This is a genomic window from Sphingobium sp. TomTYG75 (assembly GCF_054771635.1).
In genome coordinates this window covers 295,553-313,690 of record NZ_BSRE01000001.1, presented here as the reverse complement: position 1 = coordinate 313,690, position 18,138 = coordinate 295,553, and the positions used below count along the sequence as shown (strand labels likewise).

The 18,138-nt window shown below is 63.1% G+C and carries 24 protein-coding genes; 12 read left to right on the top strand and 12 right to left on the bottom strand.

Annotated elements, in window-relative coordinates:
* The first annotated feature begins 31 nt into the window (after positions 1 to 31).
* Together ACYU81_RS01505 and ACYU81_RS01500 are read left to right on the top strand one after the other, a co-directional pair.
* Positions 32 to 964 carry an ABC transporter ATP-binding protein gene (locus ACYU81_RS01505; protein ID WP_460986036.1) on the top strand — a complete coding sequence of 311 codons (933 nt, stop codon included), beginning with the start codon at positions 32 to 34 and terminating at the stop codon, positions 962 to 964.
* Positions 961 to 1,731, top strand: a complete 771-nt coding sequence (locus ACYU81_RS01500; protein WP_449473216.1) for an ABC transporter permease — start codon at positions 961 to 963, stop codon at positions 1,729 to 1,731. The genes ACYU81_RS01505 and ACYU81_RS01500 overlap by 4 nt, the downstream gene beginning before the upstream one ends.
* A 34-nt stretch (positions 1,732 to 1,765) precedes the next feature.
* Here ACYU81_RS01500 and ACYU81_RS01495 read toward each other — a convergent pair whose 3' ends face one another.
* The 4 genes from ACYU81_RS01495 to ACYU81_RS01480 all read right to left on the bottom strand — a co-directional run bounded on the left by ACYU81_RS01495 (position 1,766) and on the right by ACYU81_RS01480 (position 4,872).
* Entirely contained in the window at positions 1,766 to 2,086 is a 321-nt protein-coding gene (locus ACYU81_RS01495) for a hypothetical protein (protein ID WP_196225850.1), read from the bottom strand.
* Positions 2,087 to 2,169: 83 nt separating this feature from the next.
* Positions 2,170 to 3,561, bottom strand: coding sequence for an MATE family efflux transporter (locus ACYU81_RS01490; RefSeq protein WP_460986035.1), 1,392 nt, complete (start codon positions 3,559 to 3,561; stop codon positions 2,170 to 2,172).
* A gap of 28 nt (positions 3,562 to 3,589) precedes the next feature.
* Positions 3,590 to 4,519: a DUF808 domain-containing protein gene (locus ACYU81_RS01485; protein WP_460986034.1), complete on the bottom strand. Its 930-nt coding sequence runs from the start codon at positions 4,517 to 4,519 to the stop codon at positions 3,590 to 3,592.
* A 107-nt stretch (positions 4,520 to 4,626) separates the two neighbouring features.
* Complete coding sequence (locus ACYU81_RS01480; RefSeq protein WP_460986033.1) at positions 4,627 to 4,872, bottom strand: hypothetical protein; 246 nt, start codon at positions 4,870 to 4,872, stop codon at positions 4,627 to 4,629.
* A gap of 20 nt (positions 4,873 to 4,892) precedes the next feature.
* On the opposite strand from ACYU81_RS01480, the gene ACYU81_RS01475 reads away from it, so the two are divergent.
* Both ACYU81_RS01475 and ACYU81_RS01470 read left to right on the top strand, forming a co-directional pair.
* Positions 4,893 to 5,267, top strand: a complete 375-nt coding sequence (locus ACYU81_RS01475; RefSeq protein WP_460986032.1) for a hypothetical protein — start codon at positions 4,893 to 4,895, stop codon at positions 5,265 to 5,267.
* A gap of 59 nt (positions 5,268 to 5,326) precedes the next feature.
* Complete coding sequence (locus ACYU81_RS01470; RefSeq protein WP_460986031.1) at positions 5,327 to 5,629, top strand: plasmid stabilization protein; 303 nt, start codon at positions 5,327 to 5,329, stop codon at positions 5,627 to 5,629.
* On the opposite strand, the gene ACYU81_RS01465 is transcribed toward ACYU81_RS01470, so the two are convergent.
* Positions 5,626 to 6,390, bottom strand: a complete 765-nt coding sequence (locus ACYU81_RS01465) for a glutaminyl-peptide cyclotransferase (RefSeq protein WP_460986030.1) — start codon at positions 6,388 to 6,390, stop codon at positions 5,626 to 5,628. The genes ACYU81_RS01470 and ACYU81_RS01465 overlap by 4 nt on opposite strands.
* Entirely contained in the window at positions 6,387 to 7,124 is a 738-nt protein-coding gene (gene ygfZ, locus ACYU81_RS01460; protein WP_460986029.1) for a CAF17-like 4Fe-4S cluster assembly/insertion protein YgfZ, read from the bottom strand. The genes ACYU81_RS01465 and ygfZ overlap by 4 nt, the downstream gene beginning before the upstream one ends.
* A gap of 48 nt (positions 7,125 to 7,172) precedes the next feature.
* On the opposite strand from ygfZ, the gene ACYU81_RS01455 reads away from it, so the two are divergent.
* Positions 7,173 to 8,504 (top strand): dihydroorotase, encoded by a 1,332-nt coding sequence (locus ACYU81_RS01455; protein WP_460986028.1) that lies wholly within the window; start codon positions 7,173 to 7,175, stop codon positions 8,502 to 8,504.
* 10 nt (positions 8,505 to 8,514) lie between these two features.
* Here the strand turns inward: ACYU81_RS01455 and rarD are convergent, their stop codons facing one another.
* The gene (gene rarD / locus ACYU81_RS01450; protein ID WP_460988089.1) at positions 8,515 to 9,417 is read right to left on the bottom strand and encodes an EamA family transporter RarD; all 903 of its coding nucleotides are present in this window, start codon (positions 9,415 to 9,417) and stop codon (positions 8,515 to 8,517) included.
* Entirely contained in the window at positions 9,414 to 9,635 is a 222-nt protein-coding gene (locus ACYU81_RS01445) for a hypothetical protein (RefSeq protein ID WP_196225858.1), read from the bottom strand. The genes rarD and ACYU81_RS01445 overlap by 4 nt, the downstream gene beginning before the upstream one ends.
* A gap of 152 nt (positions 9,636 to 9,787) precedes the next feature.
* On the opposite strand from ACYU81_RS01445, the gene ACYU81_RS01440 reads away from it, so the two are divergent.
* From ACYU81_RS01440 to ACYU81_RS01415, 6 genes are all read left to right on the top strand, one after another.
* On the top strand, positions 9,788 to 10,510 hold the full coding sequence (locus ACYU81_RS01440) for a hypothetical protein (protein WP_460986027.1): 723 nt from the start codon (positions 9,788 to 9,790) through the stop codon (positions 10,508 to 10,510).
* A gap of 61 nt (positions 10,511 to 10,571) precedes the next feature.
* Positions 10,572 to 10,955, top strand: a complete 384-nt coding sequence (gene crcB / locus ACYU81_RS01435; protein ID WP_460986026.1) for a fluoride efflux transporter CrcB — start codon at positions 10,572 to 10,574, stop codon at positions 10,953 to 10,955.
* Positions 10,952 to 12,283 carry an RluA family pseudouridine synthase gene (locus ACYU81_RS01430; RefSeq protein ID WP_460986025.1) on the top strand — a complete coding sequence of 444 codons (1,332 nt, stop codon included), beginning with the start codon at positions 10,952 to 10,954 and terminating at the stop codon, positions 12,281 to 12,283. Before crcB ends, ACYU81_RS01430 begins: the two co-directional genes overlap by 4 nt.
* Positions 12,280 to 12,939, top strand: a complete 660-nt coding sequence (locus ACYU81_RS01425; RefSeq protein WP_460986024.1) for an HAD-IA family hydrolase — start codon at positions 12,280 to 12,282, stop codon at positions 12,937 to 12,939. The genes ACYU81_RS01430 and ACYU81_RS01425 overlap by 4 nt, the downstream gene beginning before the upstream one ends.
* The gene (locus ACYU81_RS01420) at positions 12,936 to 13,190 is read left to right on the top strand and encodes a hypothetical protein (protein ID WP_449473194.1); all 255 of its coding nucleotides are present in this window, start codon (positions 12,936 to 12,938) and stop codon (positions 13,188 to 13,190) included. Before ACYU81_RS01425 ends, ACYU81_RS01420 begins: the two co-directional genes overlap by 4 nt.
* A complete protein-coding gene (locus ACYU81_RS01415; RefSeq protein ID WP_460986023.1) occupies positions 13,187 to 13,882 on the top strand; it encodes an ATP12 family chaperone protein in 696 nt (231 codons plus the stop codon). Before ACYU81_RS01420 ends, ACYU81_RS01415 begins: the two co-directional genes overlap by 4 nt.
* Positions 13,883 to 14,062: 180 nt before the next feature.
* Here ACYU81_RS01415 and ACYU81_RS01410 read toward each other — a convergent pair whose 3' ends face one another.
* The 3 genes from ACYU81_RS01410 to ACYU81_RS01400 all read right to left on the bottom strand — a co-directional run bounded on the left by ACYU81_RS01410 (position 14,063) and on the right by ACYU81_RS01400 (position 16,585).
* Positions 14,063 to 14,743 carry a murein L,D-transpeptidase catalytic domain-containing protein gene (locus ACYU81_RS01410; protein WP_449473190.1) on the bottom strand — a complete coding sequence of 227 codons (681 nt, stop codon included), beginning with the start codon at positions 14,741 to 14,743 and terminating at the stop codon, positions 14,063 to 14,065.
* Positions 14,744 to 14,833: 90 nt separating this feature from the next.
* A complete protein-coding gene (locus ACYU81_RS01405; RefSeq protein WP_460986022.1) occupies positions 14,834 to 15,124 on the bottom strand; it encodes a hypothetical protein in 291 nt (96 codons plus the stop codon).
* Between the two features lie 6 nt (positions 15,125 to 15,130).
* Entirely contained in the window at positions 15,131 to 16,585 is a 1,455-nt protein-coding gene (locus tag ACYU81_RS01400; protein ID WP_460986021.1) for a L,D-transpeptidase family protein, read from the bottom strand.
* Positions 16,586 to 16,644: 59 nt separating this feature from the next.
* Here ACYU81_RS01400 and ACYU81_RS01395 point away from each other — a divergent pair, with 59 nt between their 5' ends.
* Complete coding sequence (locus tag ACYU81_RS01395; protein WP_460988088.1) at positions 16,645 to 17,562, top strand: histone deacetylase family protein; 918 nt, start codon at positions 16,645 to 16,647, stop codon at positions 17,560 to 17,562.
* Here ACYU81_RS01395 and ACYU81_RS01390 read toward each other — a convergent pair.
* Entirely contained in the window at positions 17,546 to 18,118 is a 573-nt protein-coding gene (locus ACYU81_RS01390; protein WP_460986020.1) for a hypothetical protein, read from the bottom strand. The two genes, ACYU81_RS01395 and ACYU81_RS01390, sit on opposite strands and share 17 nt — an antisense overlap.
* Positions 18,119 to 18,138: the final 20 nt, after the last annotated feature.

The following is an 18,138-nucleotide window of genomic DNA, read 5'->3' as shown; positions in this document are numbered from 1 at the left end:
GGCGTGCAGATAAAAAGGGGCTTTTGCGCGCATGGCGTCCATCATTACCGTTTCCGGGCTGACGAAAAGCTACGCATCGGGTTTTCAGGCGCTTAAGGGCATCGATCTTGAGATTGAGGAGGGCGAGATTTTTGCCCTGCTAGGCCCCAATGGCGCGGGCAAGACGACGATGATCTCCATCATCTGCGGCAATGTGCGGCCGAGCGGTGGAACAGTGACCGTTGCGGGGCATGACATCGTGCGTGACTATCGCGGATCGCGCTCCGCGATCGGGTTGGTGCCGCAGGAATTGCACACCGACGCCTTTGAACGGGTGATCGACACGGTACGCTTTTCCCGTGGGCTGTTCGGCAAGCCGCGCAACGATGCCCATATCGAAAAGGTGCTGCGCGACCTGTCGCTTTGGAACAAGCGCAACAACAAGATGCTTGAACTGTCCGGCGGCATGAAGCGGCGGGTGATGATCGCCAAGGCGCTGAGCCATGAGCCGCGCGTGCTGTTTCTGGACGAGCCGACCGCTGGCGTGGACGTTGAGTTGCGCCGGGACATGTGGAAGCTGATCGGCGAACTGCGGCAGACGGGGGTGACCATCATCCTCACCACCCATTATATCGAAGAGGCCGAGGAAATGGCCGATCGGGTGGGCGTGATCAACAATGGGGAACTGATCCTGGTCGAGGAAAAGACGGCGCTGATGAAGAAGCTGGGCAAGAAGAGCCTGACCGTGGCGCTTAACCAGCCGCTGCATCAGCTTCCGGCAGAGCTGAGCCAATGGGATTTGTCGCTCAAGTCCGACGGCCATGAGATCGAATATATTTTCGATACGCGTGCCGAGCGTACGGGCGTGTCCTCATTGTTGCGGACGCTGGGCGACCTGGGCATCGGCTATAAGGACCTCAACACGCAGCAGAGCAGCCTGGAGGATATTTTCGTCAGCCTGGTCCATCAGGAGAAGGTGGCATGAGCGGCTTCAACTATCGGGCGATCTGGTCGATCTACAAATTCGAATTGCATCGGTTCAGCCGCACATTGCTGACCGGCTTGCTGGTGCCGGTGATCACGACATCGCTGTATTTCGTGGTGTTCGGCGGCGCGATCGGGTCGCGGATGACGCAGATTGACGGCATCGATTATGCGGCGTTCATCGTGCCCGGCCTCATCATGATGTCAATGTTCACTGAAAGCATCTTCAACGCGAGCTTCGGCATCTATATGCCCAAATTCGCGGGCACCATTTACGAGCTGCTTTCAGCGCCCGTATCGGCGACGGAAACGGTGATCGCCTATGTCGGCGCGGCGGCGACCAAGGCGTTGAGCGTGGGCACGATCATATTCGTGACGGCGCATCTGTTCGTCGACGTTCATGTCGAACATCCGATCGCCATGGTGGCGTTCATGGTGCTGATCGCGGTCAGTTTCTGCCTGTTCGGGTTCATCCTGGGCATCTGGGCACAGAGCTTTGAGCAGTTGCAGGTGATCCCGCTTCTGCTGATCATGCCCATGACCTTTCTGGGCGGCGCTTTCTATTCAGTGCATATGCTGCCCGAGCCGTGGCGCACGGTGACGCTGTTCAACCCGATCGTCTATCTGGTGTCGGGATTCCGCTGGACCTTTTTCGGCCGGGGCGACGTGGGGATCGAGTTCAGCCTGTTGTTCATCGCAGGGATGCTGGCGGTGTGCCTGGCAGTTATCGGATGGGTTTTCCGTACCGGCTATCGGCTGAAGAAATGAAAGGAGCGGCCTGCCGGGGCCGCTCCGTCGGTTCTCAGGCGACTGCGCTCTCGGGCGCGACTGCGAAGAGGGTCACGCCCTTATATTTGTCGTCGGTCTCATTATAGAGACCGTACATCGCCTCGAACGTCTCATCGAGCACGGTGACGTCGTTGAGCCCCGCCAGCTTGAATGTGCCGAGCTTCAGTTCGCGCGGCGGGCCGCCTTCGCGTTCCACCGTCACGGCGTCGATGAACATCTCATCATGGCGCGTGTAAAGGATGTGGGGCGCCAGCTTGACGACCAATTTATTGTAGGTCGCCTTCAGGCATTTCTGAAGCGCGATGGCTTCGAAAATGGTCGTCGGGGCAGTCATGATTTTCGTCATTACCGATTCGCAGGCTGTCTTCAATTGCTTTGTGCGCCGCAATATCGACGCAAAGTGCATCCGGGCGCTTTTCAGGACGAGCTGACGAGGCCCAGACGCTCTCGCATCGTCCAGCGTATGAGTAGCAGCAGCGCAACCGCACCAAGGCCGCTGGCGAGGCCCAGCCATATGCCGAGGCCCTTCATTCCGAGCGGGAATGCCAGGACCGTTCCCACGCCCACCCCGATGATCCAGTAGCCGATCAGCGCGAAGATCATCGGCACCTTCGTATCGTGCAGACCGCGCAGGACACCGGCGGCGACCGCCTGTGTGGCATCCACCAATTGAAACAACGCGGCCACGGCGAGGAAGCTGACGGCCAGCGCCGCCGTTTGAGTGTTTGCAGGATCATTCAGGTCTAGGAAGGCGCCGATCAGCAGACGGGGCACGGTGATAAGCAGGATGGCGGCGGCCAGCGCGAATCCGAAACCCAGCAGTAGGGCGAGCCAGCCCGCGCGCCCAATTTCGGCAGCATCGCCGCGTCCCTGAGCGAGGCCGACTCGTACCGTGGCGGCCTGACCTATGCCCATGGGCACCATGAAGAGAAGCGCGGCGATTTGAATCGCGACGGCATGCGCGGCGAGGGAATCGCGGCCGATGAGGCCCATGAGCAAGGCCGAGGCGTTGAACACCGTCGTCTCAAAACCCACAGTGATCGCGATCGGTAGGCCCAGCGCCCAGACGGCGCGATGCCGGTCCTGGTCGTTAGCCCAGAAGCGGCCCATCACCCGATAGCGGCGGAAGCGCCGGTCGATCAGGATCACCGCCAGAAGGCTCAAGAAAAGGAAACAGGAGGACAGGGTGCTGGCCAGTCCCGCGCCTAAAAGGCCAAGGGCTGGCATGCCCAGCTTGCCAAAGATCAGAACCCAGCCCGCGAAGAGGTTGAAGGGTATGGCAAGCAGCATGACGACCACGGCCCAGACGGGCCGCTCGAGCGCCGACATGAAATTGCGCAGTGTCGAGAAGGCGAGGAAAGGAAGCAGCGCCCATTGCAGCCCGCGCATCATAACTCCGGCCTGATGGGCAAGGTCGGGCTGCTGCCCCATGGCGAGGAGAATGGCTTCGCTCTGCCAGAGCAGCGCCCAGGCGGGGAGTACGAAGAGAAAGGCGGCACGCAGCGTCTGTTGGACCGTGCGGCGGACGTCGCGGACGGAATGGCGGCGGCGGCCACGCTCATTGGCGATCAGCGGCGCGGCTGCTGTGACTAGGCCCATGCCGAATATGAGCAGGGCCTGGAACAGGTTGATGGCGAGCGCGCCCGCCGCGACGCTTTGCGCGCCCAGACGGCCGATCAGCAAAAGGTCGGTCGCGGCTATCCCTGCCCAGGCGACATTCCCCGCGATCATCGGCAGCGCAAGGGCGAGCAGGGCGACGGCCTCGACGCGCCAGGGTGAACGGTGCTGCGGCGTTCCCATGTTATTCATTGATCGAATGTCCGGCGTGCCGCGTGCTTCAGTGCTTTTTGAATAGGTGCAGCGCCGCAACGATGATCCCGCCGATGACCAGCCCGACGATGGCTCCGCCGATTGCGTTCACGGTCCAATCGAGGAAGGGACCGATGGCGGGCGCGGTAGCCGCCACGCTTTGCGCAACATGGTGGATGGCGCCGGGGATCAGGTCCCAGTGGAACTCATGCAATCCGTGAACGATCAGGCCGCCGCCGACCCACAACATGGCGGCTGTACCAACCACGGACAGCATCTTCATCAGGATGGGCATGGCATGGACCAGCCCGCGTCCCACGCTGCGCGCTGTTGGTGACGGGCGTTCGGTCAGATGCAGGCCGATGTCGTCCATCTTCACGATGAAGCCGACGACGCCATAGACGCCCGCTGTGATGAGGATGGCGACGACGACCAGGATCAGCGCCTGTTCCCAAAGCGGTTCTGCTGCCACGGTGCCGAGCGCGATTGCCATGATCTCGCCGGAAAGGATGAAGTCGGTGCGGATGGCGCCCGAAACCTTCTGGTCCTCCAGCTCTTGCGAACTGTGGGTGGTGAGCGCTTCCTGCGCGACGTCATGCCCGCCTTGAACCGCCTCCAGCAGCTTTTCGACGGCCTCAAAGCAGAGGAATGCGCCGCCCAGCATCAGCAATGGCGGGAGAAGCCAGGGCGCGAAGGCGCTCAGCAGCAGGGCGGCGGGGAGGAGGAACAGCAGCTTGTTACGCAGCGATCCGCGCGCGATCTTCCAGATGATCGGAAGCTCGCGATCCGGCGTCAGCCCCATGACATAGCGGGGCGTCACCGCTGCGTCGTCGATGACGACCCCGGCCGCCTTCGACCCGGCCTTACCTGCGGCTGCGGCGACATCGTCCAGAGACGTGGCTGTGAGCTTGGCTATTCCCGCTACGTCGTCGAGCAGCGCGATGAGACCCGAAGGCATTTGCTGGATTTCCCCTTTTGTAGGTCGATGGCGATGTGCGGCCATTACCGCCCCGTCTCATAGAGGCCGGGTCGGTCAGGGGCAACAACCGCGCCAGTGGGAACAGGTCAGGCGATGCCGCGATAGTTGCCGGGCGGATCGCTTGCGGGGAAGGATTCGTCCGCCTGCTCGTCGACCATGTCCCAATCGCTTGCTGCGATATGCTGTTCCGCGGGACCGGCATCCCGAATGATTCCCGACGATCCCACCGGCGCGCGATCGTCAAGCTCAGCTGGGGCCTTCCGGTCTTTCCAGCTACGCCATGCCACAGCGCCCAGCCCGCCAAGAAATGCCAGCTTCAACAACCCCTTCATGATGATTTCTCCTGCCTGTCATGAACATGGACCCAGTCGGCACGGTCCTGGGTAACGCCATGGGGATGAAGGGAAAATTCGCCCTCTTCATCGGTGCCGGGTTCAGCATGGTCGCCTCCCGGGTGAGTAGTGACTGCCCACCGCTCCCGAAGCGCGGCGTTGATCATAGCGCGCCATTGAGCTTCGTCACCTGCCTCGCGCATGGCAGGGTCAGGGTCCTTGATGATGGCGAGGATGCTGGCCGCGTCGGCTACGTGCGCCTGCCACTGATCGGGTTCATGCGCGGCGAGATGGCGGGCCAGCCGTTCGATAAGGGTGCGCTGTTCCATAGCCGGGGAACGCCCGCCCATCAGCTTCCGTTCCGCCTGTTTCGTGACGCAAGCGCAGCGTTGTGAACGCGATGGCCGAATGATCGTTGGAAGGCGGTGAGGGAGCCGCTGACAGGAGATGGATCATGCCGCGTGGCGACAAGGGCAGTTATACCGACAAGCAAAAGCGTAAGGCCGAGCATATCGAGGAAGGATATGAAGATCGCGGCGTTTCCCGGAAGGAGGCGGAACGGCGGGCCTGGGCCACGGTGAACAAGGAATCCGGCGGCGGAAACAAGTCCGGGTCGGGGCGGGGGAAGCCTGACACTCATGTTTCCTCGCGCAAGGGCGGGCGAAAGGGCGGCACCGCTTCGGCTGGGCGGTCGGCGGCGGATCGATCTGCGGCGGCGAAGAAGGGATGGGAAACGCGGCGCAAGAAGGCTAGTTAGCGCGCGTCCTTGCTTTGCTTTTTCAGGCGTATCTCGAACAGCTTTGGCCAATATTTACCCGTGACGAAGATGCGGTCGCGCTTTTGGTCATAGGCGATGCCGTTGGGTACGCCTTCGCTATCAGCGACGCCGCTTTCCCGGATTAGGGGGGCAATGTCGATCCAGTCGATGACATTGCCGGTCGCGGGATCGATACGGGCGATGCGGGTGTCATACCAGATGTTCGCCCACAGCTCGCCCTTCACATATTCCAGTTCGTTCAGGCGCTCGACCGGACGGCCGTTGAAGGTCACGGAGATGCGGCGCGTCTCGCCAAGCGTTTCCGGGTCGAGGAAGCGAAGCTGCGAGGTGCCATCGCTCATGATCAGGCTGTGGCCGTCCTGGGTCAGGCCCCAGCCTTCGCCTTCATAGCGAAACTGGGAAAGTGGCGAGAAACCATTGATTTTCCAGACGAAGCCCTGACGATGGCGCCAGGTTAGGCTGATCAGCCGGTCTTTCCAGTTAACGATGCCCTCGCCGAAATATTGCGGAGCGAGGGTGCGGCTTTGGAGGACTTTGCCGTCCTCAAGCGAGACCTTGCGGATTTGCGATTGGCCCTCCAGGCCGGTGCTTTCGTAGAGGGCGCCGTCGTGGAAGAAGAGGCCCTCGGTAAAGGCCTTGGGATCGTGAGGATAGGCTTTGACCAGCGTCCAGGGCGTATCGGCCCATGCGGGCACGGCGATGCTGAAAGCCCCGAGCAGGGCGAGCAAGAAGCGCTTCATTCGGCGGCTTGCTCCGCAATGGCGGCGGCGAGCCATGGGGGCAGGGTTGCGGGATCGATGTCTTCGACGCGGCGCAGCTCGATAGATAGACCAAGGTCAGGCAGGGCGGCGCGTTGGCGCTTCTCGTCGGCGTTGGCCAAGGGCACGGCGACAAGGCGGCGGTTCACCTTGCTGCGATAATGCATGCGGGCGGTGTTTTCCTGACCGACGTAGCAGCCCTTGTCGAAGTCAACGCCACGCAATTCGCCCGCATTGGTCTCCAGCCAGAGTGTCTGGTCTTGGCCAAGCTCGCCCGTGCCTTCGAAAACGCCGAGCGACAGGCGGTGAGCGCGGAAGGGGGCGGAAGCGTCGTCCGATGCGAGGGGGGCGAGCCAGCGATGGCCGAGATCGGCGAGGCGCGGGTCGAGGGGCTTGTGAGTGGCTGCGAGCGACCAGTGGACCGCAAGTGCATCCTCCCGTGCGATCGTCACCTTGCGGCGGAGACGGTAGAGGGTGAGCCGCTTGGCCAGCGCGTCGGCCTGGGCCGCCTCGCAATCGATCAGCACATCGTCGCCATCGGCCCATAGAATGAAGTCGTACAGCGCCTTGCCCTGCGGCGTCAGGAGCCCGGTCCAGCGTGGTTCGTTCGCCTTGAGCGTCAGGACGTCGCGGGTCAGCAGGCCTTGCAGGAAGGACCGCGCCTCTTCGCCCGAAATTCTGAGTAGCGCGCGGTCGGTTAGGGTGGTGCCGGTCATCGGCTTTAGGTAGGACAGACGCCGACCATATCCAAGCGGCGAGCAATCATGTCCCAGAATTTCGACCTGATCCTGAAGAACGGCACCGTCCACACGCCCGGCGGGTCCGAGCAGACCGATGTCGGCGTGCGCGGCGGCAAGATCGTGGCGATCGGATCGTCCCTTGGCGACGCGGGCGAGGTGATCGACTGCACGGGGCTGGACGTGCTGCCCGGCTGCATCGACAGCCAGGTCCATTTCCGCGAGCCGGGCCTTGAGCATAAGGAAGACCTCGAATCAGGCAGCCGCTCCGCCGTGCTGGGCGGGATCACTTCTGTGTTCGAGATGCCGAACACCAACCCGAATACGGACAGCGCCGAGCGTGTGCATGACAAGCTGGCCCGTGCTCATCGCCGCATGTGGTGCGACCATGCCTTTTATGTCGGAGCGACGGCGGACAACGCCGAAGCGCTGAAGGAGCTGGAGCGTATTCCCGGCACGGCGGGCGTGAAGATCTTCATGGGCGCATCGACCGGCAGCCTGTTGGTGGACGACGACGCGGCGCTGTCGCGTGTGTTGGCGAGCGGCACGCGGCGCGTCGCCATCCATGCCGAGGATGAGGCGCGGATGAATGCGCGCAAGGATTTGCGGGTGGAGGGCGATCCTTCCTCTCATCCCGTCTGGCGCGATGATGAAAGCGCGATGATCGCGACGAAGCGTATCATCGGCCTTGCTCGCAAGGCGCGGCGGCGCATCCATATTCTGCATGTGACGACGCCTGCGGAGCTGGAATATATCGCCGGGCATAAGGATATCGCCACCTGCGAAGTGACGCCGCAGCATCTGACGCTGGCGGCGGAGGATGCCTATCCGCGTCTCGGCACCTATGCGCAGATGAACCCGCCGATCCGCTCGGCGGCGCATCGCGATGGCCTGTGGCATTGGCTCAATCAGGGCGTGCCCGATGTGCTGGGCAGCGACCATGCGCCGCATACGATCGAGGAAAAGGCGAAAACCTATCCCGCATCGCCCAGCGGCATGCCGGGCGTCCAGACGCTGGTGCCGTTGCTGCTCAACCATGTGGCGGAGGGGCGTTTGTCGCTGCGGCGGTTTATCGAACTGACCTCGTCCGGGCCGCAGCGCGTGTTCGGGCTTGTCGGCAAGGGGCGGATCGCGATTGGCTATGATGCCGACTTCACGGTGGTGGACCTCAAGAAACGGTGGACGGTGGGCAGTGATTGGCTTTCCTCGCGCTGCAACTGGTCGCCCTTTGAAGGCGTGGACCTGACCGGCAAGGCCGTGGGAACCATCGTGCGCGGAAACCGGGTCATGTGGGAAGATACGCTGGCCAATGAAGCGGTGGGCGAAGCCGTGCGCTTTGAGGCGACCGAGTTCGCCTGAACGCCCCGGCCTACGCCGCCGCCAGCCTGTTCTTGCGGGCGGCAGCGAGGCTGTCGGTTGCGAACAGGATGAGGCCCAGCCAGATCAGCGCGAAGCTGATCATCTGTCCCTGCGTCAGTTTCTCCCCATAGAGCAGCACGCCGCACAGGAATTGCAGCGTGGGCGCGAGATATTGGATGAGGCCGAGCGTCGTAAGCGGCAGGCGCTGCGCAGCCATGGCGAACAGGATCAGCGGCACCGTCGTCAAGGCGCCCGAGAAGATCAGAAGGCTGCTGGTATAGCTGTCCTGCCCAAGGCTGATGCCACCATGGCCCCACAGCCACAGCAGATATGCAAGAGCGAGCGGCGCAAGCAGCAGCGTTTCCGCCCCCAGGCCAACCATCGGCGCAACCGGGGTCAATTTGCGGACAAGGCCGTACAAGGCAAAGCTGACCGCCAGACCGACGCTGATCCACAGGGTGGTGAAGGCCGCCGCCGCCATGATGGCCACGCCCACGGCAGCAATCGTGATGGCTATGGCTTGCCCACGCCGCAGTCTTTCCTTCAGCACGAGGACGCCGAGCGCGACATTGACCAGTGGATTGAGGAAATAGCCAAGGCTGGCAGCGATGACGTGGCCGTTATTGACCGACCATACATAGACCAGCCAGTTGAACCCGATAAACAGCGCGGATGCGGTGAGGGGCAGGACGATCCGCCTGTCGCGCAATGCTGCGCCAAGCGCGCCCAAGTTCCGCCGTGCCGCCAGGACGCCGACGATCAGGACGAGCGACCATATGACCCGCTGCGCCACGACCTCTACCGGGGTCACGGAGTGGAGCAGCTTGAAAAAGATGGGCAGCAGGCCCCAGAGCCCATAGGCCGCCACCGCAGCGATCAGGCCCGTCCTTAGCTGCTGATCATGCGGGTTCAGAAAATGCCTCCGCCCAGAAACAGGCGGAACGCACCGATCGCCGCGACGATGAGGCACAGGTTGCGGCCGCTGTTACGGGTCGATAATATCCCGATCACGGCGCCAAACAGTGCGATCGGCACCAGCAGCCAGTTGGCGATCCCCAGAAGCGGCAGGAATGCCGGGATCATCAGCAGGAGGGCGAAAAGGCCGATCAGGACCGAGAGGACGTTTAGCATCGCGATGAAATGGGCCTTGTTCCGCCCGGAGACAAGATGGGCGCAGATGCCATTCGCATCTTAATGGCATGGGAAAATTTAGCGATTTACCAAAATCACTAACGAAAAATTAACTCCTGACATTCACCTCTTGTTTACAAAGGAGTTAAGCCATGCCGCCTTTCCGTTCTGTCTATGCCCTTGCCGTGCTGCTCGCGCTGCCGTTGGCGAGTTGCGGGAAGGGGGACAAGGAGGCTGATCTCAACGCCCTCGACGCCCAGCTGACCAACAATGCGGTGGACCCTGCCTTGCAGGAAGCATTGGGAGGGAAGATCACGGTCGATCCCAAATTGACGGGTCAATCCGGACGCCCTGCCATCGCGGGTTTGCCGAAGCTGAGGGGCGATGCGGCTAAGGCACTGGCCGAATCGGTGAAGCTCGCCGGTGGCAAGCTGCTCGCAACTCCTGCTCCAACGGCAGGTGAGGGGAAGGAACCGGCGGCTGCGCTGGCCTCCGCCGCTCAAGGTCAGGACAAGCCCGGCGGCAATGTCTTCTGCCGAAAGCAGCTGGCCTATGGCATGCAGTGGGCCAGCCGACTGCCTGATCCCTTCGGCGTGTATCCGGGCGCTAAACTGACGGAGGCGGCGGGCGCGGACAAAAATGGTTGCACGCTGCGCGCGGCCACTTTTGTGACGCCGGTGCCCCGCCAGAACGTCATGGATTATTATTATACGCAGGCGCGGCGTTCCGGATTTGACGCCGAACACACGGTTATGGGCGGCGATCATGTGCTTGGCGGCACGCGCAAGGACGATGGCGCCGCCTTCCTGCTGGTCTTCACCGATGCGTCGGGCGGGCGGACGAATGTCGATATAATCGCCGACAAGGGACGGTAAGCGCGCAGAAAGGCGCGCGCCGCCATTTTCTTTACTGCGATTTGCCTCTAGGGCGGGCGGGATGAACAATATCCTCCTTGTCATGGGCGGCGGCGCGGTTGGCGCGCTGGCGCGCTACCAGCTGGGCCGTTTTGCCGGTCATATGCTGCCGGGTGTGCAATGGCCCTGGGGCACCTTTGCCGCCAATGTGCTGGGCGGTTTTGCCATGGGTCTGCTTGCCGGATGGCTGGCACGGTTCGGCAGCGCGTCGGGTGAGGCCCTGCGCCTGTTGCTGGCGGTCGGGCTGCTTGGCGGGTTCACAACCTTTTCTTCCTTCAGTCTGGAGACCGTGCTGATGATTGAGCGCGGGCAGATGGGCATGGCGATGAGCTATGCCGCCCTGTCAGTCATCGCGGCGGTCGGTGCGCTCGTCCTTGGCCTTGGCATGATGCGGAGCGTCGCATGAAGGGGCGTCCTCCCGGCAAGCCTTCCGGCCCTTCGCGTGGGGGCAAGCCCGGCGCTGGCGCACCCGGCCGCGCCCGTGGTGGCGCAAAGGCGGCGCGCGCGCGCAAGCCTGATGCGCACAAGTCACCGGCGAAAACTGCCGCCAAGCCTGCTCTGGCCAAGGCCACAACGCCTAAGGTTGCTGCGCCCAAGGCTGCTGCTGCGGGTAAAGGCGTTTCGCTGGACGTGCGTCAGTTCCGCGTGGGCGCGGATGATGATGGCATCCGGCTGGATCGCTGGTTCCAGCGGCATTTGCCGGACATCGGCTTCAACAGCGTGTCGCGCTGGTCTCGTACGGGTCAGTTGCGGGTCGATGGCGCGCGCGCCGCGCCGGGCGATCGGGTGGCCGAGGGCCAGCTGATCCGCGTTCCTCCCGCCGAGCCCAAAGCCGCCGAGACCGCCAAGCCGCGCCGCGTTCGGCCGGAATTGAGCGAAGACCAGATCAGTTTCGCACAGAATATGGTGATCCATCGCGACGCGCAGGCGATCGTCATCAACAAGCCGCCGGGCCTGGCGACGCAGGGCGGCACCAAGACCGATGAGCATGTCGATGGCCTGCTCGACGCTTTGGAATATGAGCTGGATCAGCGGCCCAAGCTGGTCCATCGGCTGGACAAGGACACGTCCGGCGCGTTGCTGGTCGCCCGCACGGCGCGGTCGGCAGCCTATTTCGCTAAGGCTTTTTCCAGCCGCACCGCTCGCAAGGTCTATTGGGCGATCGTCATGGGCGTGCCCTCGATCAATGACGGCATGATCGAACTGCCGATCGCCAAGCAGCCCGGTACGGGCGGCGAGAAAATGCATGTCGATGAGGAAGAGGGCTTGCCCGCCCGCTCGCGCTACCGCGTGATCGAACGCGCGGGGAACCGGGCCGCCTGGGTCGAACTGCAACCGCATACGGGCCGCACGCACCAGTTGCGCGTGCATATGGCGGCCATCGGGCATCCGATTGTCGGCGACGGCAAATATGGCGGCAAGGAAGCGTTCCTATCCGGCTCGATCAGTCGGAAGATGCATTTGCATGCCCGCCGCATCCGTGTCGATCATCCCGATGGTGGCCGGGTCGATGTGCGCGCCGACCTGCCCGAGCATTTCGCGGCGAGCCTGATATCGCTGGGCTTTGACATCAACGCGGGCGACCTGCCGCTGGACGAGGAAATCGCCCGCGCGCCGACCCGCGAGGATGAGAAGAAGGCGGCGCGCGCCCATGCCAAGCAAGTGCGCAAGGAGCGTCGTGGGGAACGGCGGTCGCGCGGATCGGGTGGTAGCGCGAGCCCCCGCAAGAAATGAGCAACCGCCTCGCCGTTTTCGATTGCGACGGCACTCTGGTCGATAGCCAGCACAGCATTTGCGCCGCCATGACGCTGGCGTTTGAGGGCGAGAAGCTGACAGCGCCTGACCGGAATACGATCCTGTCCGTGGTCGGCCTCTCGCTGCCGTTGGCGATCGCGCGACTGCTGCCGGAAGCGGAAGCGGATTTCCATGACCATCTGTCGGAAAGCTACAAGCGCGCTTTCCAGCAGATGCGCCGCGATAATGCAGTGTCGGAGCCGCTATATCCGGGGATAGCCGAGTTGATCCGGGAAATGGATGCCGACGGATGGCTGCTGGGCGTGGCGACGGGCAAGTCGGATCGTGGGCTGACTCTCTGCTTGGCGCATCATGGCATCGACGCGCATTTCGTGACGCTTCAGACTGCCGACCGGCATCCGTCCAAGCCGCATCCGTCCATGCTGCTGACCGCCATGGCGGAAGCGGGCGCGAGTCCGGAAACGACGGTGATGATCGGCGACACCAGCTATGACATCGACATGGCGCTGAGCGCGGGAACGAGGGCGTTGGGGGTCGGCTGGGGCTATCATCTGCCCGCCGATCTCATTGCCGCTGGCGCGCATGCCGTGGCGATGGACAGCGATGAACTCAGGAACCATATCCGCGCAGCATGACCGATTTTCCTCCTCCCCCTCCCGTCGATCCTGAAAAGGTCGCGCGCCAGCGTCACTTCGCGCTTGGCATGTTCCGCCTTTCGGGTGCCCTGCTCGTGATGTTCGGCTTCCTCATCCTGATGGAGCGTTTTAGCTGGGTGCAGGGCAGCAAGGCCAAGGCGATGGGCATGATATTCGTGCTGGTCGGCCTGTTTCAGTTCATCATCGTGCCGCGTCTGCTGTTGGCCCTGTTCCGGAAGCCGCCACAATGAGGCGCTTCTACAAGGATGTCGCGGTGATTTCCGGCGAGGCTGGGCATGAGATCCAGCTGGACGGGCGTCCGGTGCGAACGCCCGCGCGCGCGGCGCTGGCGTTGCCGACCACGGGATTGGCGGAGGCTGTGGCCGAGGAATGGCGCGGCCAGGGTGATATGGTCGATCCGCGCTCTATGCCCTTCACGGGCCTTGCCAACGGGGCCATCGACCAGATTGCGCCCAATCGCGAGAGCTTCGCTTCGGGCATCGCCAATTATGGAACCAGCGACCTGCTCTGCTATCGCGCCGAAGGGCCTGCGGAACTGGTGTCGCGGGAGGCGGCGGCGTGGGACCCGCTGCTGGACTGGGCGCGGCGGCGTTATGACGTCACGTTTCGCGTGACCCAAGGCATCATTCCGGTCGATCAGCCGCCAGAGACTTTGGAGCGGCTGGATGCGGCGGTGAAAGTCTATGATCCTTTCACGCTAGCGGGATTGTCCACGCTCGTGACCCTGTCGGGTTCGCTGGTCTGCGGCCTGGCGATCGTCGAGGGCGGACATGATGCCGATGCGATCTGGACCGCGTCACAAATAGATGAGGCTTGGGAAGTCGAACAGTGGGGCGAGGACGCAGAAGCCGCGGCCCGATCAGCCAGACGGCGGGATGAGTTCGCCGTGGCCCGACGCTTTTGCGAGTTGGTTGCGCGATAGATCAGAGTTGGATTTAACCGGCACCACCTTTTAATCCCGTTCGGGCTGAGCTTGTCGAAGCCCTCCACTTTCTTAAAAGAAATAGAGCCCTTCGACAGGCTCAGGGCGAACGGGGTGAGGAAAAGCTGATTAACTAGAGCGGGGGTCTAAGATTCTTGCCAGCGGTGCGTGCGCCCCTCTTCAAGCGCCCATTGCCGTGAGCTTGTTCGCATAAACCATGCGGCCCGGGCCAAGCAGCCCGAGCAGTTGCGGCAACATGTGCTGGGCGACGGCGAAGCAGCCTTCGCTGCGGCCGATTTTGCCCCATGACGCGATATGATCTTCGCTCACATAGTCGGCGCCGTGGATCACGATGGCGCGCATCTCGGCATTGTTGTTCTGCGAATCGAGCCCTGCCAGCCGCATGGCGCGGCCGTGCTGTCCTTCGTAAATTTGTCCGGTCTTGTACGCGCCCGCCGAACTCGCCAGCGAATTGGGTTCGTTGGAGAATGTTTGCAGCCAACCGGAATGTCCCGGATCGGACCCCCGGCCATGAGCCACCAGATAGGAGCTGGAATGACCGCCGACGAGATCGACGATGTGGAAGCGCAACTCACGCGAAGGGGCGTTGAAATCGGCCAGCGCGATCCGGTCGCGCAGCTCGAACATATGGGCATGTTCGTCCAGCGCCGCCTTTGCCCGGTCCAGCAGCCGAGCATAGGGCTGCTGCGCCAAAGGCGTAACCGGATGCGGGGTAACAGGCGGCGGCACTGGTGCGGCAGGCTGTGGCATGGCCGTCACGGCCGCGCGTCCGGCGCTGTCTGCTAGGAATGAAAAGGCGAGTCCGCTTAAAGCGGCCTTCGTAAAACTGCGACGATCCATAAATCGCAATATAGCAAAGCTCTGCGCCCGCTTAAAGGGCAGGGTGCAAATGGGCGGCCGCCATTCGTCCGAAGGCAGCCAGCCTTCGGCTCAATTGGACGAGTTGCTTCCCTCGGCCGACTGGTCCAGCCGTGCGGTCATGCCGGTGGCTTCCGCATCGTCCTGGATCTGCTGTTTCTCGGTAATGCTTGGCGGCGGCGCGGGTTCCGGGGCTTGCACAGCGTTGTTGGCTGGCGGCAGCGGAGCTTCCGGTTCCTCGATGATTACATTTTCAACCGGAGGTTCGACCATATTGTTAGTCGCGGGCGTTTGCTCTTCCTTTTTCCCGCAGGCGGAGAGGGCGAGGGCGCCAGCGAGGACGGTGAGGGCAATCTTGCGCATGGGGTCTTAGTCCTTCGATGCGATGGTGGGCGCCGGGGCGGCGGTGGGATCTAGCCGGCGGCTGGATGCCTCGATCTTCTGGGCGAGCAGCTTGTCCCAGCCATAGGGGTCAGACCGGAAGTTCATGGTGCCGTTGCTGCTGGCGAAGGCGGTCCAGTAGAGCAGATACACCGCCACTTCCTTGGGCAATTGCACGCGCTGCGTCTTGCCGGTGTCGATCAGAGACTGCACCTTCCCAGCAAGGTTGGGGTCGCTTTGCAGCATCAATTCCGCGAGCGGAACGGGCTTTTCAAGCCGGATGCAGCCATGGCTGGCGAGCCGGTCATAGCTTGAGAATTTCGCGCGCGCAGGCGTGTCGTGCAGATAGACGGCGAAGGGATTGTTGAAGTCGAACTTCAACCGCCCGAGCGCGCTGCCGGGACCCGCTGGCTGAACGATCCGCTCCCCGGTCTCAGGCGTGCCGACGATCTTGTAGCCCTGGCGCAGCAGGGCGGCGCGGCCCTTGGGCCACAATTCCTTCTTCGCGATGGAGGAAGGCACGTTCCATGGCGGATTGACGACGATCGAATGGATGCTGGATGTCAGCATCGGCGTCGCATTGTCCGGCGATCCGGTGACCGCCCGCATAGAGGTGACGGGCTGATCGCCTTCGAACAGGGTGAGAACGGCGGCGGCGATGTTCACCTGCACGCGGTTGACCGGCAACTGGCGCGGCATCCAGCGCCAGCGTTCCATATTCGCCATGATGGCGGCGATGCGCTCCTCCACCGGAACATTGAGTTCCTTGAGCGTGCGGGCGTCCAGCAGGCCGGTGGGATTCAACCCATAGCGGCGCTGCGCCCGCTGAAGCGCGTCGGACAGCTTTTCGTCGGGCTGAACGCTCTTGTCCTCGATGGCGAGGCGTTTGCGCACCGCATCGGGCGCGGATTTCGCGCCGAGGACCGGCCAGCCCCCGGCGTCTCGGATTTGCTCATAATTGGCAAGGCCCCGGCGCAGCCCCTCATAGCCCGAATAGGGCGGCGTCAGGCTGGCCGCCCATTGCGGCAGGCGGTCTTCGGCAATGGCGCGGGCAAGGCCGGGGCGCGGATCGACGGCCGCAGGGCGCAAGGCCCAGATGTCCAGGAAGTCGGCGGTATCGACCCTGCCGGTGCTGAGCGCCTTGGCCCTGTCGAGAACGGCGGTGACCAACCCGTCCCCACTCAGGACGCCGGTCGCCTTGTTGCGCGCCATCAGGCCCTGTTCAGCGCCGCCCTTCAACCAATTGTTGAGCCAAGCCTGCTGCGCGGCCGATGGAGCCGGAATCGGCACCGGCGGCGGCGTCACCACGGCGGGCGGCGCGATGACCGGCGGAGCGGGCGCGGGCAGCGTCGGCACAACTGCAGGCGGCTGCGCGAGCACAGGTGTCGCGGCAAGGCCCATGAGGGAGCTGAGGCTGAGACGGATCAAATTGGGACGGTTCATGCTGGACCAGATAGCGCAAAGCCCTCATCGTTCAAACTTATGATCGCGGAAAAAAGATGATGCTCCATGTCGTTCACCATCCTGCCTATGTTTCCCCTGCCACAGGCGGCAGCCGCTTTCGTTTTGATAAATATGGGCTGGTTATGGAAGCACTTAGGGTAAGTGGCGCCGCCTTTACCGTCCATGAACCCGCGATCATGCCCCGCCACTGGATAGAAGCCGTCCATGACGAGGCCTATGTGGAGGAGGTTGCCAGTCTGAATGTGCCGCCCGAAAAGGAACGGCGGATCGGTTTTGCGGTGAATGATCGGGTGATGCTGCGGTCGATGCTGTCTCCCGGCGGAACCTGGGCGGCGGCAAAGCTGGCGATCGTTCATGGCTATGCCGCCAACGCGGCCGGGGGCAGCCATCATGCGCTTTACGAGAGCGGCGCGGGCTATTGCGTGTTCAATGACCTGGCCATCGCGGCGAATCGCCTGATCGGGGAAGGGGATGTGCGGCGGGTGTTGATTGTCGATCTCGACGTGCATCAGGGTGATGGCACCGCACAGCTGATGGAGGGGCGGGACGATGTTTTCACGCTGTCCGTCCATGCGGAGAAGAATTTCCCCGTGCGCAAGATGCGGTCGTCGCTGGACGTGGCGCTTCCCGATGGCGTGGGCGACGCGGATTATCTCGCGGCGTTGATGGAAGTGCTGCCCCAGACGCTGGATAGTTTTGGCCCTGACCTGATCCTGTACCAGGCCGGTGTCGATCCGCATGCTGACGACAGGCTGGGGCGATTGGCGCTGAGCGATGCGGGGTTGGAAGAGCGGGACCGCACCGTCATGCGGGAAGCGCGTCGCCGGGGCGTCCCGCTCGCCAGTACCATGGGTGGGGGTTATGGCGAGGACAGGATGGTGGTGGCAGAGCGTCACGCCGCCTGCATGATCCGGCTGGCGGAGGAGGCGGGTACGAGGCTTAGTGCATCGTCGTAGCGTTAACCGATGCGGCAGGAGCCGTCACGATCAGTCGAGCCGCGATAAGTCCTGCGGCAGCCAGCGCGATGAAGTCGCTGAATGCGAGGTAGAGACTATATCCCCAATGCGCGTGGTTGAAGACGGCTTGGCCTATGTCCAGCCAAAGCACGGCCGCGAGCGCGGAAAGCAGGGCAATGCGCGCCCGGTTGCCGAAGTCCACCGCCGCGAATCTCAGCGCCAGGGCGATGAGTACCCCGGTGATCAGGGCGAGGATGAGCCCGCCGATCAGCGCGGCACTATCCGTCACCGGAAAGCCGCTATTGTTGTAGAAGATCGTCGCAATTGGCCCCTTGCCATACAGGATGGTGCCCTGCGCAGTCGCCGGATCGGGGACGATATAGACGCCGGTTCCGGTCTGCGTCAGAGACTGCGCCAGTGCCGCCTGAAGGTTCGCGCCGGGGGCTTCACCCGTGCGGTGAAAGGCAAGAGCGCTTAGCGGCGTCTGCCAGAAGAGGAAGCGGATCACGAAAAGAGCGAAGCCGCCCAATATGCCGCCCGCGATCGTTCTTACCATGCCGTCGTTCTCCCTGTTTG